Below are 18,012 nucleotides of genomic sequence, written 5' to 3'. Positions count from 1 at the left end.
GATTTCCCCAGTATGGCGTTGATTTAGTAATAACACATGGGTCTTTGCACAGGGGCTTTCAAGGTTTCTTCGCCTAATAGCGTATACGAAACCTTGCAATAGCTTGTACTTGGCACCATTTCAGGCAGACTCTGTGGCTAATTTTTTCAAAGCTATTAACACAGCTAGCGACAAAGCTATCAGTCAGATATTTACAAGGTGGTGTCATGGAAACTCGTCATGAGCGTTTGATTATTCTTGGATCCGGCCCTGCAGGCTATACGGCTGCTGTGTACGCCGCACGGGCAAACCTGAAGCCGCTGCTAATTACCGGTATTCAGGCGGGTGGCCAATTGACCACCACAACCGATGTGGATAACTGGCCGGGTGACGCTCAAGGGGTTCAAGGCCCTGAATTAATGGAGCGCATGAAGCAGCACGCCGAACGTTTCAATACCGAGGTGCTGTTTGATCATATCAATGAGGTCAGCCTAGGTGAAAAACCCTTCACCTTAAAGGGTGATAGCGGTGTTTATACCTGCGATGCACTAATTGTAGCGACGGGTGCTAGCGCGCGTTACTTGGGCTTGCCTACCGAACAGCAATTTATGGGGCAAGGGGTTTCGGCCTGTGCCACCTGCGACGGCTTTTTCTACCGCAATCAGGAAGTCATTGTGGTGGGTGGCGGTAATACCGCCGTGGAAGAGGCGCTCTATCTCTCTAACATCGCCTCCAAGGTGACCCTGGTACACCGCAGGGACACGCTGCGGGCAGAAAAAATTCTCCAAGATAAGCTGTTGGAGAAAGCCGAGGCAGGCAAAATCGCCCTTGAGTGGTTCCAAGAAGTTGAGGAAGTGCTCGGTGATAACTCCGGCGTTACGGGAGTGCGGGTTAAATCCACTAAAGATGGTTCAAGCAAAGAGATTCATGCACCTGGTTTGTTTATCGCCATTGGCCATAGCCCCAATACCGGCATTTTTGAAGGTCAGTTGGCCATGAACGGCGGCTACATCAAGGTGCACTCTGGCCTTGAAGGAAATGCAACCGCGACCAGCGTCCCGGGCGTGTTTGCCTGCGGCGACGTGATGGATCACATTTATCGTCAAGCGATCACCTCGGCGGGCAGTGGCTGCATGGCAGCGCTGGATGCCGAGCGCTATCTAGATGGTATCGCAGGGTAAAAGCTCAGTCGCATGGAGCGCCTAGCAATCGATAGGCGCTTCAGCAATCCTAAGGCGGCCCAATTGGCTAAGTACCAGTTTCTTACCTTTGGCGCCGCTGCTTGAGCAAATAGCAAAACTACCGTTGTAACCGCTGGTATAGCCTAAAGGGCTGTAACGGATTCGCGACCAGCCACGGCTGTAGGCCACCTGCGTGCCTTGTTGTGCGGGTACAATACGCAGAATATCGTCTTCAGTGATGCTATCGGTTTTATCCCCCCGCACGATCATTAGCTCTCTACTCCAGTTACTAGCGCAGGCCTTGCGGTTTTCGGAGGCTGGGCAAAGCGTCAGCTGGCGACGTTGGCTAATCGCCGTGTTGCGCGCTAATGAAAACGCGCTCTGGAATCGATTGACCTCGCTAGTCTGCGCGGTACGCTCCCCCAGTGCTTGAAAATTGGGCAGACCCCAAGCGGCGATGATTCCGACCAACAGCAGCGTGATCAGTAGCTCAAGCAACGTGAATCCGCTTTCAGGTGTGGTGTGCGTCTTGATGTGAGAACTGCTCATCGCTTCTCCCCACTTGACCTGGTTATTGCCCGCGCTATGCTCGCTAGCCGACTTTTCGTACAAACCTTTGCAGCGAACACATCGCAATTAATGGGTCATACTAGGCGGCGCTACGCTTTTTTTATGTAAGCCAAAACGGACAATTTTGTGAGCGATTTCTTAATTATTGGCGGCGGTGCGATCGGTATGATGACGGCGCTGCAGCTAGGCGACGCCGGTCAGCGGGTCACTCTGGTTGATCGTGGGGAGTGCGGTAAAGAAGCGTCCTGGGCGGGGGGCGGTATCGTTTCGCCGCTCTACCCCTGGCGTTACGACGCCGCGGTGACACAACTCTCGCGCTGGTCGGAAGGTGTTTACCCCTCTTTGGCCCTGCGTTTGTTGGAAGAGACCGGCATTGACCCCGAGTATCGCCAAAAGGGGTTGCTCTACCTAAATGTAGATGACGCTGAAAAAGCGCTGCAATGGGCACGCCAGTTGGGTAAGCCGCTAGAGCGGGTAGGGGCAGACTTTGTCCACGCTAAAGAGCCTGGTGTGGCAATGGCTGACGATAGCGCTCTATGGATGCCAACGCTGGGCAGCGTGCGCAATCCGCGTTTAGCCAAAGCGTTGAAAGCGCGGTTAGCCGCGATGCCCCAGGTAACGCTGAGAGAGCAGTGCGAGGTCAGCGGCTTTATCCAGCGCGGTAGCCAAGTGGAAGGGGTGGTGACGTCGCAAGGGCCGTTAACGGCTGAGCGCATTATTGTGTGCGGCGGTGCCTGGGCTGCACAGCTCTTGTCGCAGCTGAATGTGCAATTGCCGGTAAGGCCCGTTAAAGGGCAGATGATCGCTTACCAAGCACCCAAAGGGTTGGTGCAGCGCGTGGTGTTAAAGGATGGTCGCTATATTATTCCGCGTGCAGATGGCCTGCTATTGGTCGGCTCTACGTTGGAAGAGGTGGGCTTTGATAAGAGCACCGATGCGGCGGCTTTGGCGTCTCTAAAGCAAAGCGCTGAAGCCATCCTGCCTGCTTTGGCAACATGCCCGGTAGCGCACCAGTGGGCCGGGCTGAGACCTGGATCCCCAGCGGGCATCCCCTTTATTGGCGCGCTGCCTGAATGGCCTAATGTCTACGTCAATGCCGGGCACTATCGCAACGGCTTAGTGTTGGCGCCTGCCTCGACCCATTTACTTGCGGATCAACTGTTGGGGCGCGAGCCACTGATTGACCCCGCGCCTTACCAGCCTACGCCAGAGCGACTAATACAGGCTTAAGGTGTTCAGCCTTTATCCTGCTGCTCTTGCAGGAAGCGATCTCGATGAGCGCTAGAGCAGAACCACTGCTCTTGGTCGCGTAGCGCTTCGTCTTCTGGAACGTGTACCTCACACCAGCGGCAGCGCACCATTTTGCCACCCTCCTGGCGGTTGACTTTTTTATGCTGCGCTTCATGCTCAAGCTTACGTTGCCGGTAGATGCCGTAGAGTTTTAAACCGGCATAAAATATAACGGCGAAAATAATCAGCCGAATGATCAAGAGGTTCATCCTTTTGTGTCTCCCGAAGTGGGAATCTAGGCAGTAGGCGTTAGGATAGACCCGCAGCCTTTGCCAGTTGGCGGCCCTTGCGGGACAATACGACTATGTCGGTGTAACCCTATTTTAAGATTCTCAAGAGATTTTGACGCCCATGCAAGACTTAACGCTGGTAATGGCCCAACTCGATCCTCTGGTCGGGGATATTCCCGGCAATGCCGCACGCGCGATTGAAGCAGTGCGCGAAGCGCGGATTGAGCATGGGGCGGATATTGTTGTCTTTCCAGAGCTTTTTTTGTCGGGCTACCCGCCGGAAGATTTGCTGCTGCGCCCCTCAATGGAAACCCGCCTGCGTGAAGCCCGCGCGCTAATGGCATCGAAGGTCGCTAGTGACGTGCTGGTGATTATTGGCTACCCCGGTGTGCGCGAAGGCCGCTGCTACAACTTGGCGGGTCTACTTTACAACGGGCAGTGGGAGGCCGAGTACGCCAAGCAGGCGCTGCCCAACTACCAAGTGTTTGATGAGCAGCGCTACTTCACGCCCGGCACTGAAACGCTGGTGTATGAGCATAAAGGCGCCAAGCTGGGTATCTTGATTTGCGAAGACCTGTGGGATGGTGCGCCGGTTAGAGCCGCAACAGATGCAGGCGCTGAGATGCTGATCACCTTGAACGCCTCGCCCTATCATCAGGACAAGCCAAACGAGCGGCTGCGTTTACTGCAGGAGCACGCCCAAGACGTTAACCGTCCAATAGTGTATGTGAACACTATTGGTGGTCAGGACGAGCTGGTGTTTGATGGCGGCTCCTGCTGTGTTAATGCCAGCGGGCAGTTACAGGTGTTGGCGCCGTACTGGCAGGCTGGCCTGATGCCGATACAGTTTTTGCAAACCAGCGCCACTATTTGGGAGCCCCAGCCCGGCGAGATGGATCCCGAGGTAGAACCGGAAGAGAGTCTTTATTGCGCGTTAGTCACCGGGCTGCGCGATTACGTCAATAAGAGCGGTTTTGATGGCGTGGTGCTGGGGCTTTCCGGCGGTATCGACTCAGCGCTTTCGCTGGCCATTGCCGTTGATGCACTGGGCCCGCAACGGGTGCAGGCGGTGATGATGCCCTATCACTACACCGCGGATATCTCTAAGCAGGACGCAGCCGAGCAGGCCAAGATGCTCGGTGTGCACTACGAGATCATGCCGATTGAGCCCATGGTAGAGGCCTTTATGGGCACGCTGGCAGAGAGCTTCGCGGGAACAGAGCGAGATACTACCGAAGAAAACCTGCAGTCCCGCTGTCGTGGCGTGCTGCTGATGGCAATCTCCAATAAAAAAGGCTTGATGGTACTCACTACCGGTAATAAGAGCGAAATGGCGGTGGGCTATGCCACGCTGTATGGCGATATGGTGGGCGGTTTTAATGCGATTAAAGACGTCTATAAAACCTGGGTATATCGCCTGGCCCGCTGGCGCAATACGCAATCACCCGCTATCCCTGCGCGGGTGATCGAGCGCCCACCCAGCGCTGAGCTGGCGCCGGATCAGCAGGATAGCGACTCTTTGCCCGACTACGATGTCCTGGACGCTATCTTATTAAGCTATATCGAAGGTGACATGAGCGCTGAAGCGATCATTGCCGCCGGTTTTGACGCTGAAGACGTCTATAAAGTAGTGAAGCTTGTCGACCGCTGCGAGTATAAGCGCCGTCAGGCGCCCATTGGTGTTCGCGTTACCCCCCGCGGCTTTGGTCGCGACCGCCGTTATCCTATCGTCAATGGCTGGCAGCCCGGCGAGTAAGCCGGGCACTATTGCAGTATTAGGCGAGCATCGGTGGAGGGGACAAGCTGCGCTGTACCATCTCGGTAGCGGATACCGGTTTGCAAAAGTAATACCCTTGGAAGGCATGACACTGGTGCTCGTTTAGGTAGCGCCAGTGTTCTAGGTTTTCTACACCTTCGGCAATAACCTGTAATCCGAGCGAACGCCCCATGGCAATAATGGTTTGCACGATGGCCTTATCGTCGGTGTCTCCATGTAGGTTGCGTACAAACGACTGGTCGATTTTAATTTGATCTAAGGGGAGTCGTTTGAGGTACTGCAGCGACGAGTAGCCCGTGCCGAAATCGTCTAATGAAAAGCTAACCCCCAGCGCCTTGAGCTGATGCATGCTAGCAATGATGTTATCTATTTTGCCGATCATTGTGCTTTCGGTCAGCTCCAGCTTTAGGCGATGTGCCGAGGCACCGCTTTTGGTTAGCACGTCGCAAACGGTGGCCACGAAATCGGGCTGTTGAAACTGTTTGGCGCTGACGTTGACGGCTAATGTTAGATGCTTCGTGTGCTCGTCGTTGGCCCAGGTGACCAACTGCTTGCAGGCCGCTTCCAACACCCAGTTGCCAATGGGTACGATTAGGCCCGTTTCCTCGGCTAAGGGGATAAAAGTACCCGGCGAGACAAACCCGTTACGAGGATGTTCCCAGCGGATCAATGCCTCAGCGCCAATAGCTCGCCCGCGACTATCCACTTGTGATTGGTAAACTAATACGAACTCTTGTCGCTCGATGGCCAAGCGCAGATCGTGCTCTAGTGCGGTTCTGGCTTCTAGTTCGGCTTGCACTGCCGGATCGTAAAAACGTAACCCGTTGGGGCTCGTTAGTTTGGCAAGATGAACGGCCGCGTTGGAATATTGAAAGAGGCTATCAATGCTCTCTTGAGCGCCATTAAACAGCGCGATTCCCAAGCTCACACTGAGGAAGTGCTTCTTATTTTCCACACTGTAGCAGGGGCTTAGCGTTTGCTGTAACTGCTCGGCAAATAGCTCAGCTTTCTCGGCCGCTTTTAGCTGTTCGTTGGCTAAGCCATCGATGATCACCAGAAACTCATCACTGCCTAGGCGGCCAATGGTAGTGCCTTCTACTTTCAAGCCCGTGAGGCGCTCGGCAATCTGTTGGAGTAGGTTGTCGCCCAGACGGTGACCCCAGCTGTCGTTGATACGCTTAAAATCGTCAACGTCAATATAGATCAGCGCGCCGTAGGTGGCGGTTTGTTGGCTTGTATCAAGCGAATGTTGACGATGGTCTCTCATCAATTGCCAGTTGGGCAGCTGGGTCAGGGTGTCGTAATACGCCAATCGGTGTACTTTACACTCGGCTTCCCGGCGTTGCTTTTCTGCATCTTGAAACGTCATTAGTGCCATGGCAATGCGCTTTAAAGAACCGCTGCGCTGACGACTCATCTGCTCAATCGCTTGGAAATTGGACAGTTTTTGCTGGCTATTGGCGAGCGATAAAATAGCGTCTCCGATGATCATTAAACGCTTATTGCTACGCCAGACGAAAAAGAAAGCAGCTCCAATCAGCCCACTCATGACACCAATTCCCAGCCACATTATTGCAACTTGAGCGATAGTGTCTAAGTTGTCGAGCGACTGTTTCCCCCGCATTTCCATGGCAATAGTCATGAGTAACAGCGCTGGAAGCGCTACCATTAAGATCGGTAACAAGAACATCTTAAATAGGCTTTGAGTGGGCTTCATCGTTATCTCAGGGGGGAGGGCAAATAAAAACGGCCCCTAAGGGTTAGGAGCCGTATCCCTCTAAACAGTTAATCGAAAAACCATTTTTAATTTAAAAACTTTCCCACTCCGGTGCTGCCTGCTGACGTTTTGCGGCGGGCAGAGCGTGAGTGTTGGCAGAATGGCTACGCGCAGGTGCCAATGCAGTATGCGATGGCTGTGCTTTTTGCAGTGTATTCGGCAATTTAAAGACTTCCATGGCATTCAGTAGCGAGTGAGCGTTTTGACGTAAATTGTTAGCTGCGGTAGCACTTTCATGTACAAGGGCAGCGTTCTGCTGGGTGACCTGATCCATCTCGGTCACTGCTCGCCCCACTTCTTGGACACCCGTGCTCTGCTCTGCGCTGGCGTGACTGATTTCCTGCATAATGCTAGTCACACGCTCGATAGCCGCTACGATCTGTTCGGTCGATTTGCTGGCTTCTTCAGCGCGCTCATTGCCGTGGTTAACACGCTCAAGATTGCTGGAAATCAGGGCATTTATTTCTCGCGCGGCATCGGCACTGCGCTGGGCTAATCGACGCACTTCCTCTGCGACTACAGCAAAACCACGGCCGTGCTCGCCAGCGCGGGCGGCTTCAACCGAAGCATTAAGGGCTAGAATATTGGTTTGGAAGGCAATTGCATCAATAGTAGAGATAATGCCGGCAATTTCCTGAGAGCTCTTATTGAGATCATTCATTGTGGCAACGACTTGATTTACCGCTTCGCCACCTTGCTTGGCCGTGCTTGATGCACTTGAAGCTTCCTGGCTAGCCTGCTCAGAATTTTCAGCGTTGAGTTTTACCGTGCTGTTGAGCTCTTCCATTGCAGAGGCCGTCTCCGCGAGTGCGCTGGCCTGCTGTTCAGTACGTGAAGAGAGGTCGTTATTGCCTTCAGCAATTTGCTCGCTGTTGCTGGCCACCGCCTCTGCAGAGGCACGCACCTGGGTCACAATCGTTTGTAGCTGATGCGCCATAGCGACCTGAGACGCCATAATGCTGCGGGTATCGCCTTTCTTTAGCTGCCCCCGGCTGGTTAACTCGCCACGGCCAATGGCTTCAGCAAACGCTTTGACTTCGTGGGGTTCAGCACCCAGTTCGCGTAGTAGTTGACGGGACAAGAATACCGCGATCAAACCACCTACCAGTAACGCAAACAGTGTTAGACCCAACATCTGCATTTGAAAGCCGGAAGCTGTATCGCGGGCTGTCGCTGTGGTGGCGTCGTTCAACTGCTGCTGGAGATTGATAAACTGATTAATGCGATTAAGCCACTCGGTGTAAGCTGGGCCCGCTTGTTCCAGAAGCAGCGTTTGCGCGTTGGCATACTCATCTGCCTGGCGGGCTGTTATTACCTGCTCGGTAAGCCCTCGCGTTAACTCGGCTTGTTCGTTGATGCTGTTAATGATGCTCTGCTCTTGAGCAGTACCAGCGTGTTCGCTGGTCACTTGCTGCATACCTGTTGTAGCCGAGCGGTAAGCGTCTCCCAGGCGTTCAATTTCGCCTTCAAGTGAGGGGAGGTTGTTACTGCCTTCTGTGATGACAATATCGCGAAGCACGATAGCGCGATCATGCACGCTGCCTCGCCAATCCACCGCAAAACGCTGTTTGGTTCCGTTGACGTCGTTGATCGACGCTAGGTCTCGATCAATTTGATTGACTTGGTAAATACCCACGACTGTTAACAGAATTAGCAAGCCCAAAAGAGTGGAAAAGCCGAGCGTTAAGCGTGTGCTTATTTTGGTGTTGCCGGAACGGGCGTTAAAAAAAGACATGGAGTGCTCCCTCAGGCGCCGTTTAGGCGCTTTATTATGTAAGACAGGCTAATCATATATTGTTGTATAATATTTGTATAGAAAATAATTATTATTTGTACAATGTCCACCTTTAGCTTGTATGTTGGCCTTCACAATCAATTAGTTGCACTGTTATCGTATAAAAAAACCACGCCGAGGCGTGGTTTAATAGGTAACTGTTGTACAGTTCTTAGCAACTGAATAGTCGCCAAGACTTAGTCATTTTGACCTAAGTGCTTGGGAACAAAACGGCTGCCTTGCAACTGATCATGATCGGGTGCGTTCTCGCGCAGCACTGCGAGGACTTCATCGGCGCGGTCGTCCATGTCTAGGCCTTGATAGCCTTCCACCATGGTGGCCAACGCATCACGGGTGGCGCTGGATTCAGGGTAGTTTTCGATTACCCAACGACCACGCTCAACGGCCGCTAAGTAGGCGCCACGGCGCAGATAGTAATCGGCAACGTGCAGCTCATGACGCGCCATCAACTCACGCAGGTAGACGATACGCTGCTGGGCATCGGCGGCGTATTCACTCTGCGGGTAACGCTGAATCAGCTCGCGGAAGTCATTGTAGGCATCACGGGAAGCGCCCAGGTCACGCCTGGAAATATCAATCAGGCGCAGGCGCTCTAGGCTGAAACGGCCCGCTTGCCAAGCAGAAAGTCCACGCAGATAGTAGGCGTAGTCCACTTGGGGGTGATCGGGGTGAAGGCGAATAAAGCGGCTGGCTGCTGCCCGAGCTTCTTCCCAATTGCTATTTTCATAGTAGGCATAGATCAGCTCAAGCTGGGCCTGCTCAGCATGCGCGCCGAACGGATAGCGCGTATCGAGCGCTTCCAAGCGCTCTATCGCAATCGGGTAGCGGTTGCCGTCTAGGGCCGTGCGGGCCAGTTCATAGAGCTCACGCTCCTGTACCCCAGCAAATTCATCTTCCTCTTCTTCGCTGGTATCGTTACTCGCACAGCCCGCTAAAAGGGCAAGGCTTAGGGCTAGAGCACCAAAGCGGTTGGCAGCTGAAAAAACGCGCATCATCATCCTCGTTGCAAACAAGCCTCAATCACCAAAAAGCGGCGATGGCCATAAGTAGAAATGGTAGAATAGGTCGCAGTCCGCCCACTATAAAACACCTCGGCTCAAAACGCAGGCTTAGCGACGTTTCGTTGGGTGTCGTCAAAGCTTATTTTTCCATGTCGGGGCTGGTTTTTTCACCTTGCTGGGGGTTTTTGCGTCTTAAAGAGGTTTTTCATGTCTCGAATAGTTGAAGACACGCAGCGCGTGCCCGCTACGTTAGCCGGTGCGCGATTAGACCAAGCGGCGGCTGAGTTGTTCAGCGATTACTCCCGTGAGCGCTTAAAAGCGTGGATTAACGCTGGTGAATTGACGGTTGATGGCGCGCAAGCCAAGCCGAAAGCCAAGCTACATGGCCATGAAGTGTTGGCGCTTCAGGCGACCATCGAAGACGATACGCGCTTTGAAGCCCAGGACATCGCGCTGGATATCGTTTATGAAGACGATACGGTGATGGTGATCAACAAAGCTGCCGGTATGGTGGTGCATCCTGCTGCAGGCAACCCGGATGGCACGCTATTAAATGCATTGCTTCACCATCATCCGGCACTGGCGGAAGTGCCGCGTGCGGGGATCGTCCACCGCCTAGATAAAGATACCACGGGCTTGATGATGGTGGCGAAAACGCTGCCCGCCCAGACAGCGCTAGTGGAACAGCTACAGGCGCGCAGCGTGTCACGCCAGTACGACGCCGTCGTGATTGGTAAGCCTGTATCGGGTAGTACCATTGACGCACCCATTGGTCGTCACCCTAAAGACCGTAAACGCCAGGCCGTGACGGCCTCGGGTAAACCTGCCATTACCCATTTTCGCGTGGTTGAGCGCTTCCGTGCCCACACCCACGTGCGCTGTAAGTTGGAAACGGGGCGCACCCACCAAATTCGTGTGCATATGGCCCATGCTCGTTATCCGTTAATTGGTGACCCTATGTACGGCGGCCGCGCCAAATTACCGCCGGGTGCTGCTGAGCCGCTGAAGGAGATCCTGCGCGAGTTCCCTCGTCAGGCTCTTCACGCGCGTAAGTTGATTTTCAAGCACCCGGTAAGTGGCGAAACATTAACGTTTCAGGCAGACCTCCCTGATGATTTGTTAATGTTGTTGGATTACCTGCGCGAAGATAATGAGACCATGCGATGAGCGATGCCATTAATTTACGGCCAACGCTTTTAGTGCCCGACTGGCCGGCGCCGACCAATGTGCGTGCCTTTGTGACGACCCGTGAATCGGGGCCTAGCCAGGGCCATTTTGCCGCTTTCAATACCGCTTCCCATGTCGGCGATAATGCTGATCATGTCGCGCTGTGCCGTCGTTTGCTGCAAAAGGAAATTGGCGATGAACGGCCTCTGCTGTGGCTGAATCAGACCCATGGCGCCCGTGTGCAGCAGTTTTATCAGCTTGAGCCTGCCGACGCGGATGCCGCCCTTGCGACCTCCAATGAGTACGCATGCGTCGTACTGACGGCAGACTGCCTGCCGGTGATGTTCTGCAATCGAGCGGGTACCCAGGTGGCGGTGGCCCATGCCGGTTGGCGGGGCTTGGCGGGCGGTGTGCTGGAGGCAACCATTGCCGCGATGAACACTGACCCAGACGATATTCTGGTCTGGTTAGGGCCTGCTATCTCCAACGCTCAATTTGAGGTTGGCCCTGAGGTTTACGGCGCCTTTGTTGCCGTTCATCCGGATACCGCGGACGCCTTTGACCATAGCCCTTACCGGCTGGGTCATTACATGGCCGACCTTTATCGGCTGGCGCGCTTTCGGTTAGAGGCGCTGGGAGTCAATAATATTAGCGGCGGGCACTTCTGCACCGCCTGCGAGTCGCGCTTCTACTCCTACCGTCGTGATGGCGGTAAAACCGGTCGTATGGCAAGCGTGATCTGGATCAATTAACGTCAATAAAAGCCTCCTTAGACCAGTGGTTTGTTTAACCTGCTCTTGAAATGCCCGGAACTGACGCCATTTAACTTGTCAAGCTAATCGTGATTTAGCACGTCTAATGACACGTTATTGGGTTACGCGGTGCGTCCAAACGCACGGCTACCCCAGGAGGAACTCCATGCGTTTTGATAAATTTACCGCCAAGCTTCAAAGTGCGATTGCCGAAGCGCAGTCGCTGGCCGTTGGCCGCGGTCATAATCAGCTAGACCCAGCGCATTTGCTGCTGGCCCTGCTCGACACCAAAGACACCGGTATTAAAGCCCTGATTGAAAAAGCCGAGGGCAGTCCTTCGCGCCTGCGTGATGGACTGATGCAGCAGCTGGATAATTTGCCCAAGGTGGGGCAGTTCGATGGCGAAGTGCAGCCATCGCGGGATTTCATCAAGCTTTTCAACTTAACCGATCGCGAAGCGCAAAAGCGCGGTGATCAGTTTATCGCCAGTGAGCTCGTTCTATTGGCAGCGCTGGAAATGAATTCAGCGATTACCAAGCTGCTTAAAGAAGCGGGCATCAACCGTAAATCACTCGAAGCGGCTATCAATAGCCTGCGCGGCGGCGCTACCGTCGACGATGCAAATGCTGAAGATCAGCGCGAAGCGCTCAATAAATACACCATGGATCTTACCCAGCGTGCGCTGGACGGCAAGCTGGATCCGGTGATCGGTCGCGACGACGAAATTCGCCGGACCATTCAAGTGCTGCAGCGGCGCACCAAAAACAACCCGGTATTAATCGGTGAGCCCGGTGTGGGTAAAACCGCCATTGTCGAGGGGTTGGCCCAGCGCATCGTTAACGGCGAAGTGCCGGAAGGCTTAAAAGATAAACGCGTGCTTTCGCTGGATATGGGCTCGCTGCTGGCAGGCGCCAAATTCCGTGGTGAGTTTGAAGAGCGTTTGAAAGCGGTGCTCAAGGAGCTTTCTCAGGAAGAAGGCCGGGTGATCCTGTTTATTGACGAGCTGCACACCATGGTCGGCGCGGGCAAAGCCGAAGGTGCTATGGATGCGGGCAATATGCTCAAGCCTGCCCTGGCTCGCGGTGAGCTGCACTGCGTGGGGGCGACCACGCTTGATGAGTACCGCAAGTACATCGAGAAAGACGCCGCCTTGGAGCGCCGCTTCCAGAAAGTACTGGTTGATGAGCCTTCCGAAGAGGACACCGTGGCGATACTGCGCGGCCTAAAAGAGCGCTATGAAGTGCACCACGGCGTGGATATTACCGACTCGGCAATTATTGCCGCAGCCAAGCTTTCTACTCGCTATATCACCGATCGCCAACTGCCCGACAAAGCCATCGATCTAATCGATGAGGCCGCATCGCGGATTCGCATGGAACTGGACTCCAAGCCGGAAGCGATGGATCGCCTTGATCGCCGCCTGATACAGCTCAAAATGGAGCGTGAAGCGCTTAAGAAAGAGACCGACGAAGCCACCAAAAAACGCCTGGAAGCACTCAATACCCAGATTCACGAGCTAGAGCGGGAATACGCTGATCTTGACGAAATCTGGAAAGCCGAGAAAGCCAGTATTCAAGGGGCTGCCCAGTTTAAGGCCGATTTAGAACAAGCGCGGCTTGATCTGGAGCAGGCCCGCCGTCAGGGCGACTTGGGTCGGATGTCAGAAATTCAGTACGGCAAGATTCCAGAGCTTGAGAAGAAGATCGCCGAAAGCGGCGAAGGCGAAGCGGATACCTCGAGCCATCAGTTGCTGCGCTCTAATGTCACCGAAGAGGAGATCGCCGAGGTGGTTTCCCGCTGGACGGGCATTCCGGTCTCCAAAATGCTGGAAGGCGAGCGCGATAAGCTGCTGCGTATGGAAGAGGCGCTGCACCAGCGGGTGATTGGCCAGGATGAAGCCGTCGAGGCGGTGGCGAACGCGGTACGCCGCTCACGGGCCGGGCTATCGGATCCTAATCGTCCCAACGGTTCATTCCTGTTCCTCGGTCCCACTGGCGTGGGTAAAACCGAGCTGTGTAAGTCGCTGGCGAACTTTCTGTTCGATACCGAAGAAGCGATGGTGCGTATCGATATGTCCGAGTTTATGGAGAAGCACTCCGTGGCTCGCTTGATCGGTGCGCCCCCAGGCTACGTCGGCTACGAAGAGGGCGGCTACTTAACCGAGGCGGTGCGGCGCAAACCTTACTCGGTGATGCTGCTGGACGAGGTGGAGAAAGCCCATCCGGATGTCTTCAATATCCTGCTGCAGGTATTGGAAGACGGCCGCTTAACCGATGGCCAGGGCCGCACGGTAGATTTCCGCAATACCGTGATTGTAATGACCTCCAACATGGGCTCGGACATTATCCAACGTATGGGCGGTGACGATAGTGACTATGAGGTAATGAAAAACATGGTCATGGAGGTGGTGGGTAACCACTTCCGGCCTGAGCTCATCAACCGCATCGATGAAGTGGTGGTGTTCCACGCTTTAGGCCAAGAGCAGATTCAGGCGATTGCCGGTATTCAGCTTGAGCGTTTGAAAGTGCGCCTTGCCGAACACGACCTGAAGCTTGAGGTTAGCCCAGAGGCCATGGCACAACTGGCGGTCGTGGGCTTCGACCCCGTATACGGGGCGCGGCCACTCAAACGGGCAATTCAAAGCCGTATTGAGAACCCGCTGGCGCAAGACCTGCTCGGAGGCAAATTTGCCCCTGGAGATACTATTCATATCAACGCGGAAGAGGGCAAGCTGGTGTTTAGCTCATAATTGATGCCGCCACTTTGCGCAATTGAGTAAGTAAAAAGCCCCGCTAGCGTTGCTGGCGGGGCTTTTTTAATGGCTTCTTGCGACCTTTGTTGCGTTTGGCCTGATCGGAGGTTGACAGGCTGAGGGCGCTAATGGAATCTTGTCGGTTCCTGATTTGCGGGCGCGGACTCAACGGGCAACCCCTAATCCCCGCGCGAAGGGTAGGCGAAGGCCTCTACCCGCCGAAGGACTTCCGGGCTTGGGCTAACCGCCCAACCTGGCCAACGCCCCGACACGGCGAACTGCCGTGATAAGAGTGCAGGCCCTAACCGGGCCATCTGCCAGGGTTTGGCATCAGGTGCCGGCAAGGGCCGGCAGCGGCATACCGCCGCACTCGACACCGCAGGATGTCCTGCGGATCGCACTCGAGACCTTCAGGGGAGAAATACAGTGGAACTGCTTTCCGGCGCAGATATGATCGCCCGCTTCTTGCAAGATGAGGGCATCGAATACATTTATGGTTACCCCGGCGGTGCAGCGCTGCATATTTACGATGCACTTTTCCGCCAGGATAAAGTGAAGCACATTTTGGTGCGTCACGAACAAGCGGCTACCCACGCCGCCGATGGCTATGCCCGCGCATCAGGCAAGCCCGGCTGCGTGCTGGTTACCTCCGGCCCCGGTGCCACCAATGCCGTCACTGGTATTGCCACCGCCTACATGGATTCAATTCCCATGGTAGTGCTGTGTGGCCAAGTGGCGAGCCATTTGATCGGTGAAGACGCCTTCCAGGAAACCGATATCGTCGGTGTGACACGCCCTATCGTGAAACATAGCTTCTCGATTCGTCACCCATCTGAAATTCCGGAAGTACTCAAAAAGGCGTTCTATTTAGCCGCCACAGGCCGTCCGGGCCCAGTGGTGGTCGATATCCCGAAAGATATGACGGCTCCCACCGAGCGTTATGAGTACATCTATCCGAAAAAGGTCAAGATGCGCTCATACAACCCCGTCACGCGTGGCCACACGGGGCAGATTAAAAAAGCCGTTGAGATGATACTCAAAGCCAAGCGCCCGGTGTTCTATACCGGTGGCGGCGTGGTAACGGGCAAAGCCAGCGAAGGCCTGACCGATCTGGTAAAGCAGCTGGGTTATCCGATCACCACCACGCTGATGGGCATCGGTGCGTATCCGCAAAGTGATCGGCAGTGTTTGGGCTGGCTGGGCATGCACGGCTCTTACGAATCCAATATGGCCATGCACCACGCCGACCTGATCATTGCCATTGGGGCGCGTTTTGATGACCGCGTGACCAACAGCACCTCGAAGTTCTGCCCGACGGCTAAAATCATCCATGTGGACGTCGACCCGAGCTCGATCTCTAAAACGGTGCGTGCCGATGTGCCGATCGTTGGCCCGGCCTCCAGCGTTATCAATGAGATGATCAGCTTGGTGCAAGGACACGAAATTGCCCATCCCGAAGCGCTGACCGAGTGGTGGCAGAAGATTGACGGCTGGCGCGCCGACCGTGAAGGCAAGCTTTACGAACCTTCCAAGCCAGGTGAAGTGCTTAAGCCCCAGGAAGTGGTTGAGGCGGTTTGCCGGATTACCCGCGGCGAAGCCTACGTGACCACCGATGTTGGTCAACACCAGATGTTCGCGGCCCAGTACTACAAGTTTGATAAACCCAACCGGCTGATTACCTCGGGTGGCTTGGGCACCATGGGCTTTGGCTTTCCCGCCGCTATGGGCATCAAACAGAACTTCCCGGATGATGACGTGGTGTGTATCACTGGTGAAGGCAGTTTCCAGATGATGATGCAGGAGCTCTCCACCTGTAAGCAGTACGGGGTGGGCGTTAAGATCGTCAATCTTAACAATGCGTCGCTTGGCATGGTGCGTCAGTGGCAGGACTTGAACTATAAGTCGCGTCACGCACACTCCTATATGGAGTCGCTCCCTGATTTTCATATGCTGATTGAGGCGTATGGGTTTACCGCAATTACCGTCAATACGCTTGATGAATTGGAGCCTGCGTTGGAGCGTGCCTTTGCTGATAAACACGAGCTGGTATTCCTTGACGTGAAGGTCGATCCCCATGAGCACGTCTATCCGATGCAGGTGCCGTTAGGTGCCATGCGCGACATGCTGCTGTCTAAAACGGAGCGTACCTGATGCGTCATATCATCTCGATTCTGTTAGAAAACGAACCGGGTGCGCTGTCACGTGTGGTCGGGTTGTTCTCCCAGCGTAACTTCAACATCGAAACGCTTAACGTGGCACCCACTGAAGACCCGTCGCTGTCGCGTTTAACGGTCACCACCGTGGGCGATGACCGCGTGATCGAGCAGATCACCAAGCACCTCAATAAGTTGATTGACGTGGTTAAGCTGGTGGATCTCACCGAAGGTAACCATATCGAGCGCGAGCTGATGTTGGTTAAAGTGAAAGCGCTAGGCGCGGCGCGTGATGAAGTGAAGCGCACGGTGGATATCTTCCGTGCACAGATCGTCGACGTAACGCCAAGCCTTTATACCGTGCAAATCACCGGCGATGCGGGCAAGCTCGATGCTTTCCTTCAAGCCATGGCGCCGGTAGGCATTCTTGAGGTCGCCCGTACGGGGGTCTCGGGTATTGCTCGGGGCGATAAGGTTTTGTCTCTCTAAGCACGATAAGTACGTAGCCTTAAAAGCAAGCCCAAGCGCCGCTCCTTTCATGGGGCGGCGTTTTTGATGAATGGCTTACTGCCGCTAGCTGGCGGCTGCCCACAGGGCATCAATGCAGCAATTGGCTGGCCGAGTTGCACTCACCGTGTAGAATGAAAGCGACTACTGTTCCCGTGACTTCACTTTTAATGGATGAAACCTATGACACAGGACGCTCGCGATCAAGAACACTCAAACTCTGATCAGTCAAACCTGGGCCAACCAGGCGCTCCCCAGCCAGAAAATACTGAGCAGTCAGAAGTGGGTGGCAATGAAGATTTAGCCACTGCATTCTTGCGTGAAACTGAGGTAGTTGAAGAGGCTGTAGAAAACGGCAAAAAGATTCGCCGTAAAGGCATCTATTTATTACCCAACTTATTTACCACTTCGGCACTTTTTGCCGGTTTCTTTGCGGTGGTGGCTGGCATAAATGGTGAGTTTACCTCGGCAGCCGTTGCGATCTTTATTGCCATGGTGCTGGATGGCTTGGATGGCCGTGTTGCACGAATGACCAATACGCAAAGTGAGTTTGGTGCTGAGTACGATAGCTTGGCCGATATGATTTCCTTTGGTATGGCGCCCGCTTTAGTCGCCTTTACCTGGATTCTTCAAGACATTGGCAAGACGGGCTGGGTAGTGGCCTTTCTCTACGTTGCCTGCGCGGCGCTTCGCCTTGCACGCTTCAATGTACAAATTGGTAGTGTCGATAAAAAGTGGTTTATTGGCTTGCCCAGCCCTTCTGCTGCGGCGCTAGTCGCCGCCAGCGTTTGGACTTTCCATAGCTTTGATGCCGACGCCTTCGGTTTCAAACTGCTGATGTTAGTAGTCGTGGCAGCAGCAGGTGTGCTGATGGTGAGCAATATCCGTTACTACAGCTTTAAGGATCTCGACTTTAAAAAGCCGGTACCTTTTGTTGTGCTGTTAGCCATCGTGCTCGCCTTTGTGTTGATCTCGGTCGAGCCTTCAGTAATGCTGCTATTACTGTTTGGAACCTATGTGGCTTCAGGCCCTGTTTTAGCCGTTATGCGTAAAGCAAAACCTAAGAGCTAAGCTTTTCAGT

General features: G+C 54.4%; 14 protein-coding genes. 9 read left to right on the top strand and 5 right to left on the bottom strand.

Going from position 1 to position 18,012, the window contains the following annotated elements; translation table 11 throughout:
- Positions 1 to 206 precede the first annotated feature (206 nt).
- Positions 207 to 1,160: a thioredoxin-disulfide reductase gene (gene trxB / locus QHL1GM_RS09630; protein ID WP_071694276.1), complete on the top strand. Its 954-nt coding sequence runs from the start codon at positions 207 to 209 to the stop codon at positions 1,158 to 1,160.
- Between the two features lie 21 nt (positions 1,161 to 1,181).
- Here trxB and QHL1GM_RS09625 read toward each other — a convergent pair whose 3' ends face one another.
- Positions 1,182 to 1,709, bottom strand: a complete 528-nt coding sequence (locus QHL1GM_RS09625) for a GspH/FimT family pseudopilin (RefSeq protein ID WP_071694275.1) — start codon at positions 1,707 to 1,709, stop codon at positions 1,182 to 1,184.
- Between the two features lie 147 nt (positions 1,710 to 1,856).
- On the opposite strand from QHL1GM_RS09625, the gene thiO reads away from it, so the two are divergent.
- Positions 1,857 to 2,960 (top strand): glycine oxidase ThiO, encoded by a 1,104-nt coding sequence (gene thiO, locus QHL1GM_RS09620; RefSeq protein WP_071694274.1) that lies wholly within the window; start codon positions 1,857 to 1,859, stop codon positions 2,958 to 2,960.
- 5 nt (positions 2,961 to 2,965) lie between these two features.
- On the opposite strand, the gene QHL1GM_RS09615 is transcribed toward thiO, so the two are convergent.
- Positions 2,966 to 3,229, bottom strand: a complete 264-nt coding sequence (locus QHL1GM_RS09615) for a PP0621 family protein (RefSeq protein ID WP_071694273.1) — start codon at positions 3,227 to 3,229, stop codon at positions 2,966 to 2,968.
- Positions 3,230 to 3,371: 142 nt separating this feature from the next.
- Between QHL1GM_RS09615 and QHL1GM_RS09610 the strand changes: the two genes are divergently transcribed.
- A complete protein-coding gene (locus QHL1GM_RS09610; RefSeq protein WP_071694272.1) occupies positions 3,372 to 5,006 on the top strand; it encodes an NAD+ synthase in 1,635 nt (544 codons plus the stop codon).
- A 19-nt stretch (positions 5,007 to 5,025) separates the two neighbouring features.
- On the opposite strand, the gene QHL1GM_RS09605 is transcribed toward QHL1GM_RS09610, so the two are convergent.
- The 3 genes from QHL1GM_RS09605 to QHL1GM_RS09595 form a co-directional block, all read right to left on the bottom strand.
- Positions 5,026 to 6,744, bottom strand: coding sequence for a bifunctional diguanylate cyclase/phosphodiesterase (locus QHL1GM_RS09605; protein ID WP_071694271.1), 1,719 nt, complete (start codon positions 6,742 to 6,744; stop codon positions 5,026 to 5,028).
- A 91-nt stretch (positions 6,745 to 6,835) separates the two neighbouring features.
- Positions 6,836 to 8,539 carry a methyl-accepting chemotaxis protein gene (locus QHL1GM_RS09600; protein ID WP_071694270.1) on the bottom strand — a complete coding sequence of 568 codons (1,704 nt, stop codon included), beginning with the start codon at positions 8,537 to 8,539 and terminating at the stop codon, positions 6,836 to 6,838.
- Between the two features lie 236 nt (positions 8,540 to 8,775).
- Positions 8,776 to 9,591, bottom strand: a complete 816-nt coding sequence (locus QHL1GM_RS09595) for an outer membrane protein assembly factor BamD (protein ID WP_071694269.1) — start codon at positions 9,589 to 9,591, stop codon at positions 8,776 to 8,778.
- Between the two features lie 216 nt (positions 9,592 to 9,807).
- On the opposite strand from QHL1GM_RS09595, the gene rluD reads away from it, so the two are divergent.
- The 6 genes from rluD (at position 9,808) to pssA (ending at position 18,002) form a co-directional block, all read left to right on the top strand.
- Positions 9,808 to 10,767 (top strand): 23S rRNA pseudouridine(1911/1915/1917) synthase RluD, encoded by a 960-nt coding sequence (gene rluD / locus QHL1GM_RS09590; protein WP_071694268.1) that lies wholly within the window; start codon positions 9,808 to 9,810, stop codon positions 10,765 to 10,767.
- The gene (gene pgeF, locus QHL1GM_RS09585; RefSeq protein WP_071694267.1) at positions 10,764 to 11,519 is read left to right on the top strand and encodes a peptidoglycan editing factor PgeF; all 756 of its coding nucleotides are present in this window, start codon (positions 10,764 to 10,766) and stop codon (positions 11,517 to 11,519) included. Before rluD ends, pgeF begins: the two co-directional genes overlap by 4 nt.
- 166 nt (positions 11,520 to 11,685) lie before the next feature.
- Entirely contained in the window at positions 11,686 to 14,268 is a 2,583-nt protein-coding gene (gene clpB, locus QHL1GM_RS09580; RefSeq protein WP_071694266.1) for an ATP-dependent chaperone ClpB, read from the top strand.
- A 429-nt stretch (positions 14,269 to 14,697) separates the two neighbouring features.
- Positions 14,698 to 16,422: an acetolactate synthase 3 large subunit gene (locus QHL1GM_RS09575; protein ID WP_071694265.1), complete on the top strand. Its 1,725-nt coding sequence runs from the start codon at positions 14,698 to 14,700 to the stop codon at positions 16,420 to 16,422.
- Positions 16,422 to 16,913 carry an acetolactate synthase small subunit gene (ilvN, locus tag QHL1GM_RS09570; RefSeq protein ID WP_007113940.1) on the top strand — a complete coding sequence of 164 codons (492 nt, stop codon included), beginning with the start codon at positions 16,422 to 16,424 and terminating at the stop codon, positions 16,911 to 16,913. The genes QHL1GM_RS09575 and ilvN overlap by 1 nt, the downstream gene beginning before the upstream one ends.
- Before the next feature lie 201 nt (positions 16,914 to 17,114).
- Positions 17,115 to 18,002 carry a CDP-diacylglycerol--serine O-phosphatidyltransferase gene (gene pssA, locus QHL1GM_RS09565; RefSeq protein ID WP_071694264.1) on the top strand — a complete coding sequence of 296 codons (888 nt, stop codon included), beginning with the start codon at positions 17,115 to 17,117 and terminating at the stop codon, positions 18,000 to 18,002.
- The last annotated feature ends 10 nt before the right edge of the window (positions 18,003 to 18,012 follow it).

The sequence above is a fragment of the Halomonas sp. QHL1 genome (assembly GCF_001882345.1).
In the GTDB taxonomy this organism is placed as follows: Bacteria; Pseudomonadota; Gammaproteobacteria; order Pseudomonadales; family Halomonadaceae; genus Vreelandella.
Note: the sequence above shows the minus strand (reverse complement) of the source record. Positions and strands in the feature narration are given on the sequence as shown.